Here is an 18,137-nt window from a genome sequence, read left to right as displayed (position 1 = left end):
CTTAGCTAGTCGCGCCAAAGCGGGGAGGTTAGCGCCCTTTGAACTGCGGGGTGCGCTTCTCCTTGAACGCCAGCGGGCCTTCTTTCGCGTCATCGGACAGAAACACGTCGATGCCGAGCTTGGTGTCGATTTTGAACGCCTCGTTCTCGTGCATGCCCTCGGTTTCGTGAATCGCGCGCAGGATCGCCTGCACCGCCAGCGGCCCGTTGTTGTTGATCACCTCAGCGATCTCGAGCGCCTTGGTCAACGCCTCGCCGTCGGGAACCAGGTAGCCGATCAAGCCGATCTCCTTGGCTTCCGCGGCGGTGATGTGCCGACCGGTCAGCAGCAGATCGCAGGCCACCGTGTAGGGGATCTGCCGGACCAGCCGCACTGCCGAGCCGCCCATGGGATACAGGCTCCATTTGGCCTCCGAGATGCCGAACTTGGCGCTTTGGCCGGCGATGCGGATGTCGGTGCCCTGCAAGATCTCGGTGCCACCGGCGATGGCCGGGCCCTCGACCGCGGCGATCAGCGGTTTGGTCAGCCGACGACCTTTGAGTAGGGCGTCGATGCGCGACGGGTCGTAGCTACCGTCTTTGAACGAGTCGCCGGGCGGTTTCGCGGTCGCCGCTTTGAGGTCCATACCTGCGCAGAAGTAGCCGCCGGCGCCGGTCAGGATGCAGCACCGGATGTCGGGATCGTTGTCGACGCGGTCCCACGCCTCGACCATGATCGACAGCATCTCGGTGCTCAGGGCGTTGCGGGCTTCGGGACGATTCAGCGTCAGGATCAGGGTATGTCCGCGCTGCTCAATGATGGCGTCGGCCTTTTTTTCGGTCTCGCTCACGGGTGATCGCCTTCCCTCGGACTTGTGTGGAAATGTAACACGTTCTAATTTGGGTCCGTGGCCCTGAATATTGCCGATCTCGCTGAGCACGCCATCGACGCTGTGCCTGACCGTGTCGCCCTGATCTGCGGCGACGACCAGCTGACTTACGCCCAACTGGAGGAGAAGGCCAACCGCCTGGCCCACTACCTCATCGATCAGGGTGTCAAGAAGGACGACAAGGTCGGGCTGTACTGCCGCAATCGCAACGAGATCGTCATCGCGATGCTCGGCATCGTGAAGGCCGGCGCAATCCTGGTGAACGTCAACTATCGCTATGTCGAGGGCGAACTTCGCTACCTGTTCGAGAACAGCGACATGGTCGCGGTGGTGCACGAGCGCCAGTACTCCGACCGGGTAGCCAACGTGCTGCCGGACACCCCCAGCGTCAAGACCGTCCTCGTCGTTGAGGACGGCTCCGACAACGACTTTCAGCGCTATAGCGGTGTGGAGTTCTACTCCGCGATTGCGCAGAGCTCACCCGAGCGGGATTTCGGTGAGCGCAGCGCCGACGACATCTACCTGCTATACACCGGCGGCACCACCGGCTTCCCTAAGGGTGTGATGTGGCGCCACGAGGACATCTATCGGGTGCTGTTCGGCGGAACTGACTTCGCCACAGGCGAATTCGTCAAAGACGAGCATGACCTTGCCAAGGCCGCCGCCGCCAATCCGCCAATGATCCGCTATCCGATTCCGCCGATGATCCACGGCGCCACCCAGTCGGCCACCTGGATGTCGATCTTCTCTGGCCAAACCACGGTGCTGGCACCGGAATTCAACGCCGACGAAGTGTGGCGCACGATTCACGACCACAAGGTGAACCTGTTGTTCTTCACCGGCGATGCGATGGCGCGGCCGTTGCTCGACGCCCTGCTGGCTCATCAGGATGAAGGTAACGAATACGACCTGTCATCGCTGTTCCTGCTCGCCAGCACCGCGGCGCTGTTCTCACCGAGCATCAAGGACCGACTACTGGAATTGCTGCCCAACCGGGTGATCACCGATTCGATCGGCTCCTCGGAGACCGGCTTCGGCGGCACCAGCATCGTCGCCAAGGACGCGCCGCACAGCGGTGGTCCACGTGTCACGATCGACCACCGCACCGTCGTGCTCGACGAGGACGGCAACGAGGTCAAGCCGGGATCCGGCGTGCGTGGTCTGATCGCCAAGAAGGGCAACATCCCGGTCGGCTACTACAAGGACGAGAAGAAGACCGCCGAGACCTTCAAGACCATCAACGGCGTGCGCTATGCCGTTCCGGGCGACTACGCCCAGGTCGAGGAGGACGGCACCGTCACCATGCTGGGCCGCGGATCGGTCTCGATCAACAGCGGCGGCGAGAAGATCTACCCCGAGGAGGTCGAGGCTGCGCTCAAGGGCCACCCCGACGTCTTCGATGCGCTGGTGGTGGGCGTGCCCGATCCCCGCTACGGCCAGCATGTGGCCGCCGTCGTGCAGGCCCGGCCGGGTTCTCGCCCAACGCTGTCGGAGTTGGACAGTTTCGTGCGCGCCGAGATCGCGGGATACAAAGTGCCGCGCAGCCTTTGGTTGGTCGACGAAGTCAAACGGTCACCGGCCGGGAAACCCGACTACCGCTGGGCCAAGGAGCAGACTGAGGCGCGGCCCGCCGACGATGTGCATGCTGCTCACGTAACTGCCTAGCTGTGTGGCCGATTTCGTCAAGCAGCACCCTGAAGCGCCCACCGATTTCTTCCCTTGCGAAGCCGCCGGGCTGCGTTGGCTTTCCGACGTCGACGGCGGAGTGCCTTGCGCGCAGGTTGTTTCAGTCGACGCGACCAGCCTGACCCTGCGGCGGCTTTATTCGGTGCCGCCAAGCCGCGAAGCGGCGCGTGAGTTCGGCAGCCGGCTGGCCGCCACGCACGACGCCGGGGCGGCGGCGTTCGGCGCGGGGCCGGACGGATGGGACGGCCACGGATTCTTCGGGCCGCTATCGCAGCCATTGCCAATGTTGCTGCGCCCGCACCGATGCTGGGGCGAGTTTTACGCCGACGAGCGACTGACCCCGATGGCCGAGCTCGCGGCACCGCGGCTGGACGCTTCGACGCGTGCGGCGGTCGACTCGGTCGCGGCACGCTCCCGCGCAGGTGACTTCGACGACGATGACCCGCCGGCCCGGCTGCACGGCGATTTGTGGAGTGGCAACGTGATGTGGACGGCCGACGGCGCGGTGCTGATCGATCCGGCCGCACACGGCGGTCACCGCGAGACCGACCTGGCAATGCTCGCGCTGTTTGGTTGCCCGCACTACGACGCTGTCCTGGCCGGCTACCAGCAGGTCCGACCGCTGAGACCGGGCTGGCGCAAACGCGTTGGCCTGCACCAGCTCTTTCCGTTGCTTGCGCATGTCGTACTGTTCGGCGCCGGGTACGCGCAGCAGACGCATCTCGCCGCGTCTACAGTCGAAGCGTGAATGGTGCCCAGGCCCTGATCAATGCCCTGGTCGACGGCGGCGTCGACGTTTGTTTCGCCAACCCCGGAACCTCCGAGATGCACTTCGTGGCGGCGCTGGACACCGTCCCGCAAATGCGAGGTGTGCTGGCCTTGTTCGAGGGCGTCGCGACCGGCGCGGCTGACGGCTATGCCCGCATCGCCGACCGGCCCGCCGCGGTGCTGCTGCACCTCGGCCCCGGGTTGGGCAACGGCCTTGCGAATCTGCACAACGCCCGGCGCGCCAGGGTGCCGATCGTCGTGGTCGTCGGCGACCACGCCACCTATCACAAGAAGTATGACGCCCCACTGGAATCGGACATCGAGGCGCTGGCCGGCAGCGTGTCGGGTTGGCTGCGCCGCTCCGACGGTGATGTTGCGGCTGACGCCGCCGAGGCGATCGCCGCCAGCCGGAGCGGCGGACGGGTCGCCACCTTGATTCTGCCGGCAGATATTTCGTGGACCGAAGATGCCCAGACGAGCCTTTCGGCGCCGGCCCAGCCGACGCCGGCGACCGTCGACATGGATGCGGTCGCGTTGGCTGCCAAGGTATTGCGGTCCGGGGAGCCCGCGGCGATCCTGGTCGGCGGCGACGCCACCCGCAGCGCCGGGTTGACGGCGGGCGCCCGGATTGCTGCCGCCACCGGCGCCCGCTGGTACTGCGAAGTATTCCCCACTCGGCTGGAGCGCGGCGCCGGTGTCCCCGCCGTCGAACGGATCGCCTACTTCGCCGAGGCCGTCGCCGCTCAACTCGACGGCGCCAAACATTTGATCCTGGCCGGGGCCGCGTCGCCGGTGTCGTTCTTCGCCTACCCCGGCAAGCCGAGCGACCTGGTACCGGAGGGCTGCCAAGTGCATGTGCTCGCCGAACATGCCGGTGCTGCAGCGGCTTTGACGGTGTTGGCCGACGAGGTGGCACCCGAAACGACTGCTGCTGTCGCCCCGCCGTCACGTCCGCAACTGCCGACAGGTGCGTTGACCGCCTCAGCGGTGGCCGACGTGATCGGCGCACTCATGCCCGACCGGGCGATCGTCGTCGACGAGTCCAACACATCCGGGGTACCGCTGATGGCAGCGACCGCCGGCGCGCCCGCCCATGATTGGCTGACACTGACCGGTGGGGCCATCGGATTCGGCATCCCCACCGCAGTCGGCGCAGCCGTTGCCGCGCCTGGCCGGCCGGTGCTGTGTCTGGAATCCGATGGATCGGCGATGTACACCATTTCGGGCTTGTGGACCCAGGCGCGGGAGAACCTCGACATCACCACGGTGATCTACAGCAACGCCGCCTACGACATTCTGCGGATCGAGTTGCAGCGGGTCGGGGCCGGCTCGGCGCCCGGCCCTAAGGCACTCGACCTCCTCGATTTGTCCCGTCCCAGAATGGATTTCGTCAAGATCGCCGAGGGCATGGGCGTTCCGGCGCGGCGTGCGACAACCGCCGAGGACTTCGCCGACGCACTGCGCGCAGCCCTCGCCGAACCGGGCCCGCACCTGATCGACGCGGTGGTGCCGTCAATCCTCGGTTAGTTCAGCAAGGTTGTTGACCAGCCAGTCGGCCAGCCTGTTGATGACATCGACTCCGGTTTCGAATGTGCCGTCCTGAGCTTCCGCCGCGAGCGCGACGCCGACATGCCCTGATCCGGTGGGGACAATTGCGAATTGGCGGACCAGGTACTCGCCGGGCGTCCCCGGACCCCAACCTCCCTTGGCCGCAAGGCTTTTAGCGGCCAATCCCCAACGGTGATCGGCGCAGAGGTTGTGCATCAAGTCGACGACGGGGCCAGCACCGGGAAGGGCCGGCAGCGCGGCGGCGAACTGGGCTTGCCGAGATAGCGACCACTGGGTTTGACCGAATGCTGTGTAGCCGGGGCGAAGTCGTCGTGACTCGACCGCGGTGGTTGTATCGCCCGCGTCGTTGATGACGGCTTGCACGTTCTTCGCCGCCTCGGCCGGGTCGCCGAGCTGCGACCACAGTTCTTCGGATGCGGCATTGTCGGATTGCGTAATGGTTCTGGCCACCAGCTCGCGGTTACCCGGCCCTGCCCGCAAGCACGCAATCGCCAACGGCACCTTGATCGTCGACCATGCGACACCCGTCGACCAAGTGCCGAACGACTTCGCGGAGGTTCCACCGGCCGACGCGATCGCGATGCCAATCGTCGCAGGGAGGTTCTCGAATAGCTGCACAATGCCTGAAGCGTAATCTGACCCCATGGCTGATATTGCGGGGCTGCCGGTCTTCGACACGATGATCGGCTTTCCCAAGCAGGGCTCCGGCCAGTACGACTTCATCCGCAAGCAAACCAAGGACCGGCAGTCGCGCGAGGAGTTCGAATTCCCGGTCGAGTACATGTTCAAAGATGTACCCAAGGACCTGCCGACCAACGATCCCGTCGCGCTGACGCTGCACGAGATGGACCGCTTCGGTATCGAGAAGGGTCTGGTCGCCGTCGTCGATGAGACTTCGCAGCTGGCCGCGAAGAAGCATCCGGACCGCTTCGTGCCGTCGGGGTCGGTGAACGATCCCAACGACGTGATGGGGTCGGTCAGAGCCATTCACCGCGAGCATGACGAGTTCGGTATCCGGGCCACATCGGTATTCCCTGCCGGCACCTTTCCACAGGTGCCAATCGACGACCCGAAGATGTATCCGATCTATGCCGCGTGCGTCGAGTTGGGTATGCCCATCTTCGTGTGTGCCGGGGTGCCCGGGCCGCGGGTGCCGTTTGGGCCGCAGGACGTCGCGCGCATCGACGTCGTGATGTTTGACTTTCCGGATCTGGTCTTCGTGACTCGCCATGGTTGTGAGCCTTGGGAGGACCTGGCCGTCAAGCTGATGCTGAAATGGCCGAACCTGTACTACTCGACGTCGGCGTTCGCGCCGAAGTACTACCCCAAGGCGATCATCGACTACGCCAACACCCGCGGCGCGGACAAGGTGCTCTACGCCGGATACTTCCCGATGGGGCTGTCGCTGGAGCGAATCTTCACCGAGATGCCCGATGTGCCCTTGCGCGACGCGGTGTGGCCAAAGTTCCTGTACAGCAACGCCGCACGCATTTTGGGACTGTAGGGGGTCGAGTCCGGCTACTGGATGGGCTCGTCGCCGAGCACGGTGGTGCGCAGCATCTCTCGCGGCGAGTCCGGGTCGTAGGGTGCTGCGCGATGCAGAACGCCGCGGTTATCCCAGATCACCGTGTCACCGACCGACCAGCGGTGACTGTAGACCTTGTCGGACTCGGTGGCGCGGTCCAGCAATTCGGCCAGCAGCGCGCGACCGTCGTCGATGTCCATGCCCACGATGTAGTCGGCCGATGCACCCAGCACCATCGATTTGCGACCGCTGTCGTGCGTCCACACAAGCGGGTGTTCGTGGGTGCGGCGTGAGCGCCACTGCGCCAGCTGCTCGGGTGTGGGGTCGGGTGTGACACGTCGCTGTGAAGCTTCCAGCGAATGAATGACTTTCAGCGATCCGTAGCGTTGCTTCTCGTCGTCACTCAACGCGTCGTAAGCCGCGTACGAACTGGCGAATTCGGTTTCGCCGCCGCGTTCCGCCACGTGTATCGCCGACAGCACGGTGGCTTTCTGCGGGTACTCGTCGCCCAGCGGTGTGCAGCCGTCGATGTGCCAGTCGAAGGTGGCACGTAGGTATGCCGCCGAAGAATTCTTCAATGGATTCAGCGTGATCGGGTAGATGCCCGCCACCGGGTGGTGGCCGTCAGAGGAGTGGTCGACCCCACCGAGCCGGCAGCAAAACGCAACTTGCGCTTCAGGGTTCAGGTTCAGCCAGGGAAAGACCAGCACGCCGTTGTTTTCCAGCGCGTCGAGCACCGCATCGGCGAGCATCTCGTCGGCGACCAGCCGATCGGCATCGATGCCGGTGACTTCTGCGCCCACCGACGTTGTGAGCTTGTTGATGGTAAGCAGGCTCATCACTCGTCCGTTCTCATGGCGCCGGTTCGCTGACGCGAATCATGACGGCGTCAGCGGCGTCGGTGGGTCGGGGTTGGCGCATGATCTCTACCGCCATCGCGACCATGATCAGCGAGTAGATGAGGTGCAACAGGTGCAGCGCGTCTTCGGGGACGTCATCGAGCGGGAACTTGTCGCAGTATTCGATCGCCTCTTCCAATCGGGGGAAGAATGCGTCGTAGAAATCTCGCATTTCGGCCTGCGTGCTGGCCATCCGCTTTTCCCACCGCTCGGTTTCTGTTTCCAGACACCAGGTTTCGGCGTACGGCTCAAGTTCGGCGAAGGCGCTGGGTAGTAACGCGTCAGCCATGGTCCGCCCCTACCGGCATCCGCTCGCGCTGATAATCCGTAACCCAGTCGCCGACAACCTTATGCAGATGGCGGACCAGAATCTCCTGGTCGTTGAGTGGGAACTCGTCGACAATGCCGGTCTCTAGGGCTGCCTGTGTTCCGCCAAGCATGCCGGCATCCTGCAGCGCAAACTCCTTGAGCACCACCGCGGCAACCTCGTGTTCGATGCGTTCACGCACACTGCGTGCCGGGGAAAATGCGGTGTAGGCCTCGAACCGGTGAGTGTTATGCGAAGTCGGCCAATATCGGTAGAGCAGATACCACCCGCCGTAGATCAGGATCTCCAAGTTCGGGAAGATCTGGAAATTGCTGATTCCCCAAGGCTCGATGCCGCCCGGGTTGAGCCCCGCCGGCAACTCACCCAGATCGGGAGTCCGCCACGGGCCGACAAGCCCACTGCGAGTGACGCGTTCGATCGGGTACATGAAGTCCGGCTCCATCAGCCAACGGCGGGTGCCGGCCGTGGACACGACACGGTGCGGACCGTCGATTTGGAAATGGGCGCACTCGAACCCGGCGTTTGGATCGCGTACTTCGGGTGGAACCTGCTGTGGGTGCAGTGCCGGGACGTGGTAGTACTCCTGAAACGCGTCGGCGAAGATCTTCCAATTGCTGTTGTTGTCGGCGACCCAGTCGTAGCGCTCGGTGAGCCGGTCAAACGGATACCCGTCCAGCGCAGTGATCATCGGCCCGAGGAACTCTCGCAAACTTTGCCGCGGCTCGGCGTCGAAGTTGACGAAGATAAAGCCGTTCCAGATATCGCAGTGCACCGACCGCAGTCCGTAAGAGCCGCGATCGAGGTCGAAGAATTCGGATTCCTGCTGCACGAATGTAAGCGCGCCGTCCAGGTCGTACCGCCAGCCGTGGTACTTGCAGGTGAACTGCCGGCACACACCCTTGGTGTCCTCGTTCGGAAAGTCATTCCACATCAACTTGTTTCCGCGGTGCCGGCAGACGTTGTGGAATGCGCGGATCGCCTGGTCTTTGCCTTTCACCACAATGATCGACGTGCCGACTGCAGCGATGTCTTTGGTGAAGTAGCTTCCGACGCGCGGGACATCTTCGACGCGGCCGACGTTGAGCCAGGCGCGTTTGAAGATCGCCTCGCGTTCGGCGGCATAGAACTCCGGTGAGGTTGAGTCGCGAAACGATACCGGTCCGGTGCCCAGATCCGGGTAGTGTTCGGTCCAGCTACCCTCCGCTGGCTTAGGCCATCGCGCCATGGTTACCTCCTAAACGCCTTGTCACATCACGGCTCCGCCGTTGACGCCGAGCACCTGGCCGGTGATGAAGCCGGCGTCATCCGAGCACAGAAATCCGACGGCCGCCGCGATGTCAGCACCTGTGCCGAGGTGTTTCATCGGAATGCGTCGAGCCAATGCATCATTCGACGGCAGGTTCCCCTCGGCTTGCGATTGGTGCTGCATCGGGGTCTCGATACCGGACGGGGGGATGTTGTTCACGGTGATCCCCGCCGATGCGTATTCGTGCGCAAGCGATTTCGTCAAGGTAATCACCGCACCTTTGGATGCGGCGTAATGAGCCATACCGGGGGAGCCGCGCTGAGCGCTGGACGACGAGATCATTACGATGCGGCCCCAACCCGCGGCCAGCATGTCCAGCAGTGCCACCTGACAGCAGTGAAAGGTCCCGGTGAGGTTGACGTCGATGATGCGTGCCCATGATTCGGGGGTGATCTCAATGAACGGCGCGAAATCCACCATGCCTGCGCTGGTCACCAAGATGGTGACCGGGCCCAGCTCGCTACGCACTTTGGCGAAAGCTTCCTCGACCGCTTGCCGATCGGTCACATCGGTGGCCACCCCGAGCGCGGTCACCGCCTGGGCCCGTAGTTCTGCGGAAACCCGCTGCGCGGCTTGGCCATCGATGTCCAGAACCGCGACCTTGTGCCCGCGGCGGCCAAGCTCGCGGCAAGTTGCTTCACCCATACCGGAAGCGCCGCCGGTCACCACTGCCACCCGCTCGACGCTGCTCACTCGTAGACCACCCGTACCGATCGACTGGTCGGCATGGATTGGCACGTCAGGATCCAGCCCTCGGCGACTTCGTCTTCGGTCAGCGCGTCGTTGTTGAGCATCCGCACCGTTCCCTGCACCAGTCGAGCCATACACGTTGCGCATGAACCGGTTTCACAGGATGACGGCACCGTCAGCCCGGCCATGCGGCCGGTTTCCAGGACGGTGTTGCCCGCCCGATACGGCACAACGGTTGTTTGCCGGTCCAGCTGAATCGTTATTTCTTCGGTGACAGCGTCGGTTGCGACTGCCACAGCGTCCATATTGTCTTCCTCCATCACCCGCCAAGATATCAAGTACTTGCGATAGATATCAAGTACTTGATTCATCCGATGTACGTCGCGAGATCGACGCTAGAGCGGGATTCGTCCGGCTTTTCGGCACTAGCGTCGATCTCGGCGACATCTTGCGGCCTTCAATCCTCGGGGTGATCGGTGAACAGGGGGTTGCCAGTGCCCTGTTCGACCACCCGGGCCAGCAGATCGTGGAGCAGCTGTCGTTCGTCGGGGTCGAGAACGCCGAACACCTGGTCGTGGGCGGCCAGCGCGTCAGCCAGAACTGCCGCGACCACCGCCCGGCCCTGGTCGGTGAGATACGTCTGCAAAATCCGGCCGTGCTGGGGATCTTGCTTGCGCTCGACGAGTCCGCGGCGCTCCAGGGCTGTGATCGCCAACTGCACGCCTTGCGGACTGATGAGCAGCCGGCGGGCCAACTCGGCCCCAGACAGGCCGGGTTCGTTGGCCAACTGGCGCATCAGCCCGATCTGCGCGGTGGTCACTCCGTGGCTGCTGATCGCGTCATTGACGGTTTTCAATGAAAAATGGAACGCCTGCTTGAGCAGCCACAAAATGTTGTCAGTCAGTTCCATACTCATCTTGCCTGCCGCTCGAGACCCTTATAGATGCGGCCGCCCTTCATGACGAATTGCACGTCCAGGGTGGCGGCGATGTCCTGGGACGGGTCTCCGGGTACCGCGATGATGTCGGCGAGGTAGTCCGGGGCGAGCCGGCCGAGTTCATGGTCGGCTTCGATGAGCTCGGCGCTGGTGACTGTGGCCGCGCGAATCGCCTGCATCGGTGTCATGCCGCGGTCGACCAGTGCGCGAAGTTCCTTGGCATTCTGGCCGTGCGGGATCGCCGGTGCGTCGGTGCCGCAGGCGATCCGTACTCCGGCCGCAATTGCTTTGGGCAACATCGCCTTTGCCTGCGGGAAAACCTCAGCGGCCTTCTTGCGCAACTCGGGTGCCACCCGGTCGACGGCCATCGCCTCGGTCAGATAGGTCGTGGAAACCAGGAAAGTGCCGTGGTCGACCATCATCTGGAGCGTCTCGTCGGTGGCGAGGAAACCATGTTCGATGCAATCGATTCCGGCTCTGATGCAGGCGCGGATGGCGGTGTCGCCGATCGCGTGCGCGGCCACCCGGACGCCGGCGCGGTGCGCCTCGTCGGCGATCGCGGCGAATTCTTCGTCGGAGTACTGCTGCGATCCGGGTGATGTGCTGTGCGACATCACGCCGCCCGAAGCCGAAACCTTGATCAGCTTGGCGCCGTGCCGAATCTGGTAGCGCACGCAGGCTCGGACGTCGGGTACGCCGTTGGCGATGCCCTCGGCGACCGACAACGGCATGATGCCGGGCGCCAGCCGTTGGAACACTGTCGGATCCAAGTGTCCGCCGTACGGCGTGACGGCGTGTCCGGCCGGAACGATCCGCGGCCCGATGTGCCAGCCTTGGTCGATCGCCCGCTGCAGCGCCACGTCGAGCAGGTAACCGCCGGTCTTGACCATCAGACCTAGATTGCGCACGGTGGTGAACCCCGCCTCTAATGTGGTGCGCGCGTTGACCGCTCCGCGCAGGGTCCGATAGGCGGGGTCGTCCTGCACACCGTGCAGCGGGGTCGGCAACCCCTCTGGCCCACCGGGACCGCCGATGAGCAGGTTGAGCTCCATGTCCATTAGCCCCGGCAGCAGCGTCACATCGCCAAGGTCAATCTCGGTGGCTGAATCCGGCGGTGGCTCAGCGGGATTGACGGCTGCGATTCGGTTGTCGTCGACCACGACCACCGCCGGCGAGTGCACCTGGCCGGTGTCAACGTCCGCCCAGCGAGCGGCCCGCAGCACGATCACGGGACGGGTTCGCAGACGCAATCCAACGTCGACGCGCCCGAATCGGGGACGCGGGGCTGCTTCCAGCATTCGACCGGGAAGGACACCATGATCATCGAGTACAACAGGTGCATCAGGTTCAGCACGTCCTCGGGCAGATCGTCGAGGCTGAACTTGTCGCAGTAGGCCAGCGCGTCTTCCGCGCGCGGTGTGATGGCGTCATAAAACGCCTGCATGTCAGACATCGAGCTATTGAGTCGCTTGTGGTAGCGCTGCGGCTCGGTCGGCAGGCACCAATGCGAAAATGACTCGAGATCAACGAATTCGGGCGGCAGCATGGTGGTCATCGGTCAGACTCCCGCCGCTGCTCGCCGGTATTCGTCGACCCACACCGCTGTCTCGTGATGCAGATGCCGCAACAGCACTTCCTGGTCATTGAGAACAAACCCATCGACAGCGCGCGATTCGACCATGGTCTGCGTTGCCTCCAACGTGTTGGCGTCCTGCAAACCGAATTCTTTGAAGGTAACCGCCGCCAGCTCCTGCGCAACCCGCTCGCGGGGAGTGCGCGGCGGCGGGAAATACAACGTGCCCTCGAAGACGTGGCTGTTATACGACGTCGGCCAGTAGTGGTAGGTCAGATACCAGCCCTGCCCCCAGAGCAGGATCACGAAATTAGGGAACAGCTGAAACGAGTCCAGCCCCCACGGGTCGCAGCTGGCCGGGTTGACGCCGGCGGGTAGCGGACCGATATCGGGGCTGTCACATTGACCGAAAAGCCCGCTGCGGCAAATCTCGTCGACCGGCTTGCGCATATCGGCGTCCATCTCCCAGGTCCGGACACCCGAAGTGCTGACCAGTCGGTGTGGCCCGTCGATGCGATAGTGCGGCGCCTCGAAACCCGCCTCCGCCGCCGCCTTGGAGTACTTGGACGGCGACTGGTTCGCGTGCAACACCGGCGCATGGTAAAACTCCTGAAACGCATCCAGATAGAGCTTCCAGTTCGCCTTCACTTCCGAGCGGTAACACCACCGCGACGTCATCTGCCCGAACGGATAGCCCTCCAAGCCGAGCACCATCGGACCCAGGAATTCCCGCAGCGACTGCGGGGGTTCGGCGGCGAAGTTGACGAAGATGAAGCCTTCCCACACGTCGCAGTGCACGGGTACCAGCCCGTAGCGATTCTTGTCCAGATCGAAGAACTCCCCTTCCTGGGGGACGTGAGTGAGGTTGCCGTCCAAGTCGTAACGCCAGGCGTGGTACTTGCAGCGAAACTGCCGGCAGAAGCCACTGGTTTCCTCCAGTGGCATGTCGTTCCAGACCAACTTGTTGCCGCGGTGCCGGCAGATGTTGTGAAACGCGTTGATCTCACCTCGGCTGTTGCGCACAACAACGATTGACGTGTTGGCGACTTTCAGCTCCTTGGTGAAGTAGCTGCCGTTGCGTGGAAGTTGCTCGGCCCGACCGACATTCAGCCAGGCGCGCTTGAAAATCGCCGCCTGCTCGAGCTCGTAGAAGCCCGGTGATATGGAATCCTCGTACGACACCGGACCGGTCCCCAGCTCGGGGTAATGCTCGGTCCAGCTGCCTTCCGGGGGCTTTGGGAAACGAGCCATGCCTACTCCTGTCGATCACGACCACCCGCCCGCAGCGCTGACCGTATATGCTCGGTAGCTTAATCGCAAGTAGTTGATATTCGTAGGCCCCACGGCCGAGGAGGTGTGCGTGCAACACCAGGCACTGTTCATCGGCGGGACGTGGTCGACGCCGAGCTCCAACGCCAGGATCGAGGTCATTTCGCCGTCCACCGAAGCGCCGGTCGCGCAGGTCGCAGCCGCCGCACCGGCCGACGTCGACGCCGCTGTCGGGACAGCGCGGGCGGCGTTTGATCACGGACCATGGCCGCGGCTCGACCCTTCGGAACGAATCGCCGTCCTGCGACGGCTGGCCGACCTCTACGGCGAGCGACGCGCGGAGATGGCCGAGCTGATCACCATCGAGATCGGCGCTCCGACCAGCTTTGCGCAGCGCGCGCAGGTCGGCCTGCCGTGGATGATGATGACCGCCTTTTGCGATCTCGCCGAAAGCTTTTCGTGGCAGGAGACGCGGGCGGGCCGGTACGGTTCCGACATCCACATCCGCCGCGAGCCGGTCGGCGTGGTCGCTGCGATCGTGCCGTGGAACATGCCGCAATTTCTCATCGTCACCAAGCTGATTCCGGCGTTGCTTGCGGGCTGTTGCGTGGTGCTCAAGCCGGCACCCGAATCGCCGCTGGACGCGCTGCTGCTTGCCGAACTGCTTGACGACGTTGGCCTGCCGCCCGGGGTGGTCAGCGTGCTGCCCGGCGGTGCCGACATCGGCGCGTACCTGGTCGGGCATCGCGACGTGGACAAGGTGTCGTTCACCGGATCAACCGCGGCCGGAAAGCAGGTCGCCGAAACCTGCGCCCGCGACCTGAAACGGGTCAGCCTGGAACTCGGTGGCAAATCCGCGGCGATCATCCTTGACGACGCCGATCCAACGACCGTCGCTGCGGGGATCCGATCGGCGAGCCTGTCCAACAGCGGACAGATCTGTAACGCGCTTACCCGAATCCTGGTGCCCGCCAACCAAAGCGACAGTTTTGTCGATGCGCTGGCTGCCGAAATGCAGGCGCTCGTCGTCGGCGACCCCATCGACCCCGCCACGCAGCTCGGTCCATTGGTGGCGCAACGGCAACAGCAGCGGGTGCTCGGCTACATCGAGACCGGCCGGCAAGAAGGCGCCCGGCTGATCACCGGTGGTACCGGCATGCCCGAAGGTGTCGAGCGCGGCTGGTATGTCAAGCCGACCTTGTTCGCGGACGCCGACAACGGCATGCGCATTGCCCGCGAAGAAATCTTTGGCCCAGTGCTGACCGTCATCGACTACCACGACGAGCAGGACGCGGTGTCGATCGCCAACGACTCCGACTATGGGCTGGCCGGGTCGGTGTGGACCGACGACCTCGATCGCGGTGTAGCGCTGGCCGGAGGAATTCGTACCGGGACTTTCGGTGTCAACCAGGGTTACACGATGGACCCCTACGCTCCGTTCGGCGGCATCAAGTCCAGCGGCTATGGCCGGGAATTGGGTCGCGAAGGTATCGAAAGTTATCTTGACACCAAATCGATCTCGGTGGCCGGCGGCTAACCGCGCGCCGGCTGCCCGGCACACATAATCGCGCCAAGTCAGGGCAGTTTGATCACTGACACGTACATTTGCAGGGTCGGTCTGAAGAGATCGACATCATCGAGTTGGCTGCCCAGCACGACTGAGTCAGTCGTGGCGACGAGTACGTGGGCGAATGTCAAGGGAGGGATCAGCAGGGCTCCGCCCAGTTGGTCGATGCCCTCGGCGATGAACTTCGCCAGCGCCTCGAGGACCTCTAACCTTTTGGCTGCCACCCGCTCCTTTGCCTCAGGGTTGCGAAGCAGATACAACGAAAACTCAAGGCCCAACGCGGCGTGCTCGGCACCGCGGTCGTTGCTGAGCTGGCGCCATCGCTGGGCAATCTCGTCGAGTTCGTGCGCTCCCAGCTCAGCCGCCCCCGACAGTACTTCGGCGAAGTTATCGAAGTAGCGACGCCAGTATCGGTCGCTCACTGCCAAGAAGAGGTCTTCTTTCGCGGCGAAATGTTTGTAAATGGCACCTTTCGTGTAGCCCGCCGTATCGGCGATGTCGTCGAGAGTCGCTGGCGTGAAGCCTTTTTCGGCAAACACGGCCTCCGCGGCATCCAACAAAAGCGAACGCGTGTGCTCAAGGCGTCGCTCCCGCGTCCAACGCTCAACCATGGCGATGATTCTGTCATAGAATCTGAGAAACTTATTGGTCAGTCAGATACTGACTGGTATATTTCTGTGGACCGCCTATCGGAGGAGTGCGATTAATGACTGTTCCCGTCGGCGAAAGACGACTCGTCCCCCCCCCGCCCGACGGTTGAGTTCGATCGCGATCCACATCCCCCGGTCGATCTGATGCGCCGTACTACGAGGAGCCAGAAGGAGACAGTGCCATGAGCGAATTGCTGAGCAAGAAGAATGCCCCCGCTGTCACCGAGCCGCTCGGCGACGCGGCGTCGCTTGGTGCCGAGACTCAGCCCAAGGCCAAGCCCGTGCGAACCTGGGCCATCATCGGCGGTGCAATCCTGGCTTTTCAGCTGTACGTGTGGATCCGTTGGATCACCGGGCCCTACTTCAAGCGGGTGCCAACGGGGCCAAGCGATCCGCCGATGTTCATGAAGATTGTCCTTCTCACTTGGACGACCGTCATCGTCGCCGGTCTACCGATCGGCATTTATTACTTCATCGTCCGACCCTGGCGGCGGGAGCGGCGAATCACGCTTGACGGCATGCTCCTGGTGGCCTGCGGCCTGATCTTCTTCCAGGATCCGCTGCTGAACTACATCAATACCTGGAGTACGTACAACACCTGGATGTTCAACCGGGGCTCGTGGGTGCAAAACGTTCCAGGTTGGCTGTCATTCGGGGAACCGGGCCGCATGATGGCCGAACCGCTCTTGATGAATGCGCCGGGTTACTCGTACGGAGTCCTGCTGTGCACGATCCTTGGCTGTTGGGTCATGCGCCGGGCCAAGTCGCGCTGGCCGAACATCAGCAACATCGGATTGATCGGCATATTGATCGTCTGGACGTTTTTCTTCGATCTGGTCATCGAGGGGTTATTCCTCATGCCGATGGGACTTTTCACCTACCCCGGTGCAATTAGGGCCCTGTCGATCAACGCTGGCACCTACTACCAATGGCCGGTCTACGAAGGGCTGATGTGGGGAGGTGTCCAGGCGGGTCTGTGTGCGCTGCGCTTCTTCACCGACGATCGAGGGCGGACATTCGTTGAACGGGGACTGGAACGCGTCCAAGGTGGGTTTGCGAAACAACAGCTCATGCGCTTCCTCGCGATCTTCGCGGCGTGCAGCGCTTTCTTCTTCGTGTGCTACAACATCCCCGCTCAGTGGTTCGCCTTGCACCAGGATCCCTGGCCGCAGGACCTTTTGAAGCGCTCGTATTTCCTGATGGGAATCTGCGGGGAAGGGACCGACCGGCCTTGTCCTGATCCTGCACTCCCTGTGCCCAACAAAAAGTCTGGCTACATCAATCAGGACGGCAAGCTTATTCTTCCGCCGGGTGTCGAGCTTCCGAAGACCGTTCCGTTCGATCGAGGTCGTTGAAATGTCGAGCTCATCGCCGATCCCTCTCGCAGGTTCAAGCCGATGCACGGTCACTTGATGACAGTTCTTCAGAGGGAGAAAGCGTCATGAGCGACCTGTCGAGCAAGAAGAACGCGCCCACTATCACCGAGCCGCTCGGCGGCGCGGCCGGACTCGGTGCCCATGCTGAGCCTGAGGCGAAGCCCGTAAAGATTTGGGCCGTCGGGGGCGGCGCACTCCTGGCGCTCCAGTTATATGTATGGATCCGCTGGCTCACCGGGCCCTACTTCGAGCGGGTGCCCTCGGGCCCGAGCGATCCGCCGATGTTCATGAAAGTGCCACTCATGGCGAACGCGATCGTTCTCTGGGTTGCCCTTCCGTTCGCCCTCTGGTGGTTCATCATCAGGCCTTGGCGCCGCGAGCGGCGAGTCACGCTGGACGGCATGCTCTTAGGGTCGATGGGCCTGATGTTCTTTCAGGATCCGCTCCTGAATTACTTCAACACCTGGTGTACGTACAACAGTTGGCTATTCAACCGCGGCTCCTGGTCACCGTATATTCCGGGTTGGGTGTCGCCCGACGCGCCCGGCCATCAGGTGCCAGAACCCCTCCTGACGAATGCACCCGGATACGCGTACGGAGTTCTCCTGATCACGATCGCCGGATGCTTTGCGATGCGCAAAATCAAGGCGCGATGGCCGAGCATCAGCAATCTTCGGTTGATTGCCGTCACCTACGCGCTCGCCATCCTCTTCGACTTCGTCATGGAGGGCCTGGTCATGCTGCCGATCGGTTTCTACACCTATCCCGGCGCCATCCGGTCTGTGTCGCTCAATGCCGGCACCTACTACCAATGGCCCATCTACGAAGGACTGATGTGGGGCGGCGTCCAGGCAGCTCTGTGCTGTCTGCGCTTCTTCACCGACGATCGTGGCCGCACAGTCGTCGAGCGCGGACTGGACCGGGTTCGTGGCGGAGTCGCCACGCAGCAGGTCGTTCGCTTCCTGGCGATCTTCGCGGGGGTCAGCGCTTGCTTCTTCATCTTCTATAACGTTCCCGCGCAATGGATCGGCATGCACGCTGATCCCTGGCCCGAAGATCACCAGAAGCGCTCCTATTTCAATGGGGGCACCTGCGGTGCTGGGAGCGACGTCCCCTGTCCCAATCC

18 protein-coding genes and 1 pseudogene are annotated in these 18,137 nt (G+C 63.2%); 7 read left to right on the top strand and 12 right to left on the bottom strand.

Going from position 1 to position 18,137, the window contains the following annotated elements; translation table 11 throughout:
* Positions 1–28: 28 nt before the first annotated feature.
* Positions 29–829: a crotonase/enoyl-CoA hydratase family protein gene (locus WB785_RS08810; RefSeq protein ID WP_424078523.1), complete on the bottom strand. Its 801-nt coding sequence runs from the start codon at positions 827–829 to the stop codon at positions 29–31.
* A 57-nt stretch (positions 830–886) separates the two neighbouring features.
* Here WB785_RS08810 and WB785_RS08805 point away from each other — a divergent pair, with 57 nt between their 5' ends.
* Genes WB785_RS08805 through WB785_RS08795 form a run of 3 tightly spaced genes read left to right on the top strand, consistent with a single transcriptional unit; the run spans position 887 to position 4,849 of the window.
* The gene (locus tag WB785_RS08805; RefSeq protein WP_424078522.1) at positions 887–2,533 is read left to right on the top strand and encodes an acyl-CoA synthetase; all 1,647 of its coding nucleotides are present in this window, start codon (positions 887–889) and stop codon (positions 2,531–2,533) included.
* A 4-nt stretch (positions 2,534–2,537) separates the two neighbouring features.
* The gene (locus WB785_RS08800; RefSeq protein WP_424078520.1) at positions 2,538–3,302 is read left to right on the top strand and encodes a fructosamine kinase family protein; all 765 of its coding nucleotides are present in this window, start codon (positions 2,538–2,540) and stop codon (positions 3,300–3,302) included.
* Positions 3,299–4,849 carry an acetolactate synthase large subunit gene (locus tag WB785_RS08795; protein ID WP_424078519.1) on the top strand — a complete coding sequence of 517 codons (1,551 nt, stop codon included), beginning with the start codon at positions 3,299–3,301 and terminating at the stop codon, positions 4,847–4,849. The genes WB785_RS08800 and WB785_RS08795 overlap by 4 nt, the downstream gene beginning before the upstream one ends.
* Here WB785_RS08795 and WB785_RS08790 read toward each other — a convergent pair.
* A complete protein-coding gene (locus WB785_RS08790) occupies positions 4,835–5,536 on the bottom strand; it encodes a hypothetical protein (RefSeq protein WP_424078518.1) in 702 nt (233 codons plus the stop codon). The two genes, WB785_RS08795 and WB785_RS08790, sit on opposite strands and share 15 nt — an antisense overlap.
* Between WB785_RS08790 and WB785_RS08785 the strand changes: the two genes are divergently transcribed.
* Positions 5,535–6,395, top strand: coding sequence for an amidohydrolase family protein (locus WB785_RS08785; protein WP_424078516.1), 861 nt, complete (start codon positions 5,535–5,537; stop codon positions 6,393–6,395). The two genes, WB785_RS08790 and WB785_RS08785, sit on opposite strands and share 2 nt — an antisense overlap.
* Positions 6,396–6,409: 14 nt before the next feature.
* On the opposite strand, the gene WB785_RS08780 is transcribed toward WB785_RS08785, so the two are convergent.
* The 9 genes and pseudogenes from WB785_RS08780 to WB785_RS08740 all read right to left on the bottom strand — a co-directional run bounded on the left by WB785_RS08780 (position 6,410) and on the right by WB785_RS08740 (position 13,400).
* Positions 6,410–7,255: a TauD/TfdA dioxygenase family protein gene (locus WB785_RS08780; RefSeq protein ID WP_424078514.1), complete on the bottom strand. Its 846-nt coding sequence runs from the start codon at positions 7,253–7,255 to the stop codon at positions 6,410–6,412.
* Positions 7,256–7,268: 13 nt separating this feature from the next.
* Positions 7,269–7,604, bottom strand: coding sequence for a hypothetical protein (locus tag WB785_RS08775; protein WP_424078513.1), 336 nt, complete (start codon positions 7,602–7,604; stop codon positions 7,269–7,271).
* Positions 7,597–8,868 carry an aromatic ring-hydroxylating oxygenase subunit alpha gene (locus tag WB785_RS08770; RefSeq protein ID WP_424078512.1) on the bottom strand — a complete coding sequence of 424 codons (1,272 nt, stop codon included), beginning with the start codon at positions 8,866–8,868 and terminating at the stop codon, positions 7,597–7,599. The genes WB785_RS08775 and WB785_RS08770 overlap by 8 nt, the downstream gene beginning before the upstream one ends.
* A gap of 21 nt (positions 8,869–8,889) precedes the next feature.
* Positions 8,890–9,642 carry an SDR family NAD(P)-dependent oxidoreductase gene (locus WB785_RS08765; RefSeq protein ID WP_424078511.1) on the bottom strand — a complete coding sequence of 251 codons (753 nt, stop codon included), beginning with the start codon at positions 9,640–9,642 and terminating at the stop codon, positions 8,890–8,892.
* A pseudogene (locus WB785_RS08760) lies at positions 9,639–9,926 on the bottom strand (2Fe-2S iron-sulfur cluster-binding protein); the annotation flags it as partial. The pseudogene WB785_RS08760 and the gene WB785_RS08765, both read right to left, overlap by 4 nt.
* Positions 9,927–10,096: 170 nt before the next feature.
* Positions 10,097–10,549 carry a MarR family winged helix-turn-helix transcriptional regulator gene (locus WB785_RS08755; RefSeq protein WP_424078509.1) on the bottom strand — a complete coding sequence of 151 codons (453 nt, stop codon included), beginning with the start codon at positions 10,547–10,549 and terminating at the stop codon, positions 10,097–10,099.
* Positions 10,550–10,551: 2 nt separating this feature from the next.
* The gene (locus WB785_RS08750; protein ID WP_424078508.1) at positions 10,552–11,805 is read right to left on the bottom strand and encodes an amidohydrolase family protein; all 1,254 of its coding nucleotides are present in this window, start codon (positions 11,803–11,805) and stop codon (positions 10,552–10,554) included.
* On the bottom strand, positions 11,802–12,131 hold the full coding sequence (locus WB785_RS08745; RefSeq protein ID WP_424078507.1) for a hypothetical protein: 330 nt from the start codon (positions 12,129–12,131) through the stop codon (positions 11,802–11,804). Before WB785_RS08745 ends, WB785_RS08750 begins: the two co-directional genes overlap by 4 nt.
* A gap of 3 nt (positions 12,132–12,134) precedes the next feature.
* Complete coding sequence (locus WB785_RS08740; RefSeq protein WP_424078506.1) at positions 12,135–13,400, bottom strand: aromatic ring-hydroxylating oxygenase subunit alpha; 1,266 nt, start codon at positions 13,398–13,400, stop codon at positions 12,135–12,137.
* Between the two features lie 109 nt (positions 13,401–13,509).
* On the opposite strand from WB785_RS08740, the gene WB785_RS08735 reads away from it, so the two are divergent.
* A complete protein-coding gene (locus WB785_RS08735; RefSeq protein WP_424078505.1) occupies positions 13,510–14,955 on the top strand; it encodes an aldehyde dehydrogenase in 1,446 nt (481 codons plus the stop codon).
* Between the two features lie 38 nt (positions 14,956–14,993).
* Here the strand turns inward: WB785_RS08735 and WB785_RS08730 are convergent, their stop codons facing one another.
* Complete coding sequence (locus tag WB785_RS08730) at positions 14,994–15,596, bottom strand: TetR/AcrR family transcriptional regulator (RefSeq protein WP_424078504.1); 603 nt, start codon at positions 15,594–15,596, stop codon at positions 14,994–14,996.
* A gap of 221 nt (positions 15,597–15,817) precedes the next feature.
* On the opposite strand from WB785_RS08730, the gene WB785_RS08725 reads away from it, so the two are divergent.
* Entirely contained in the window at positions 15,818–16,990 is a 1,173-nt protein-coding gene (locus tag WB785_RS08725) for a spirocyclase AveC family protein (protein WP_424078502.1), read from the top strand.
* Positions 16,991–17,076: 86 nt separating this feature from the next.
* A partial coding sequence (locus WB785_RS08720) for a spirocyclase AveC family protein (protein WP_424078501.1) occupies positions 17,077–18,137 on the top strand: 1,061 nt, incomplete at its 3' end.

It is taken from the genome of Mycobacterium sp. (assembly GCF_049585075.1).
Taxonomy (GTDB): domain Bacteria; phylum Actinomycetota; class Actinomycetes; order Mycobacteriales; family Mycobacteriaceae; genus Mycobacterium.
The sequence above is the reverse complement of the archived record's forward strand: the minus strand, read 5'-3'. Positions and strand labels throughout refer to the sequence as shown.

Excerpts from the sequence above, each read along its gene's own strand:
- WB785_RS08775 (WP_424078513.1), bottom strand. The coding sequence starts at position 7,604 with ATGGCTGACGCGTTACTACCCAGCGCCTTCGCCGAACTTGAGCCGTAC.
- WB785_RS08790 (WP_424078518.1), bottom strand. The coding sequence starts at position 5,536 with ATGGGGTCAGATTACGCTTCAGGCATTGTGCAGCTATTCGAGAACCTC.
- WB785_RS08770 (WP_424078512.1), bottom strand. The coding sequence starts at position 8,868 with ATGGCGCGATGGCCTAAGCCAGCGGAGGGTAGCTGGACCGAACACTAC.
- WB785_RS08740 (WP_424078506.1), bottom strand. The coding sequence starts at position 13,400 with ATGGCTCGTTTCCCAAAGCCCCCGGAAGGCAGCTGGACCGAGCATTAC.
- WB785_RS08785 (WP_424078516.1), top strand. The coding sequence starts at position 5,535 with ATGGCTGATATTGCGGGGCTGCCGGTCTTCGACACGATGATCGGCTTT.
- WB785_RS08755 (WP_424078509.1), bottom strand. The coding sequence starts at position 10,549 with ATGGAACTGACTGACAACATTTTGTGGCTGCTCAAGCAGGCGTTCCAT.
- WB785_RS08745 (WP_424078507.1), bottom strand. The coding sequence starts at position 12,131 with ATGACCACCATGCTGCCGCCCGAATTCGTTGATCTCGAGTCATTTTCG.
- WB785_RS08725 (WP_424078502.1), top strand. The coding sequence starts at position 15,818 with ATGAGCGAATTGCTGAGCAAGAAGAATGCCCCCGCTGTCACCGAGCCG.
- WB785_RS08730 (WP_424078504.1), bottom strand. The coding sequence starts at position 15,596 with ATGGTTGAGCGTTGGACGCGGGAGCGACGCCTTGAGCACACGCGTTCG.
- WB785_RS08780 (WP_424078514.1), bottom strand. The coding sequence starts at position 7,255 with ATGAGCCTGCTTACCATCAACAAGCTCACAACGTCGGTGGGCGCAGAA.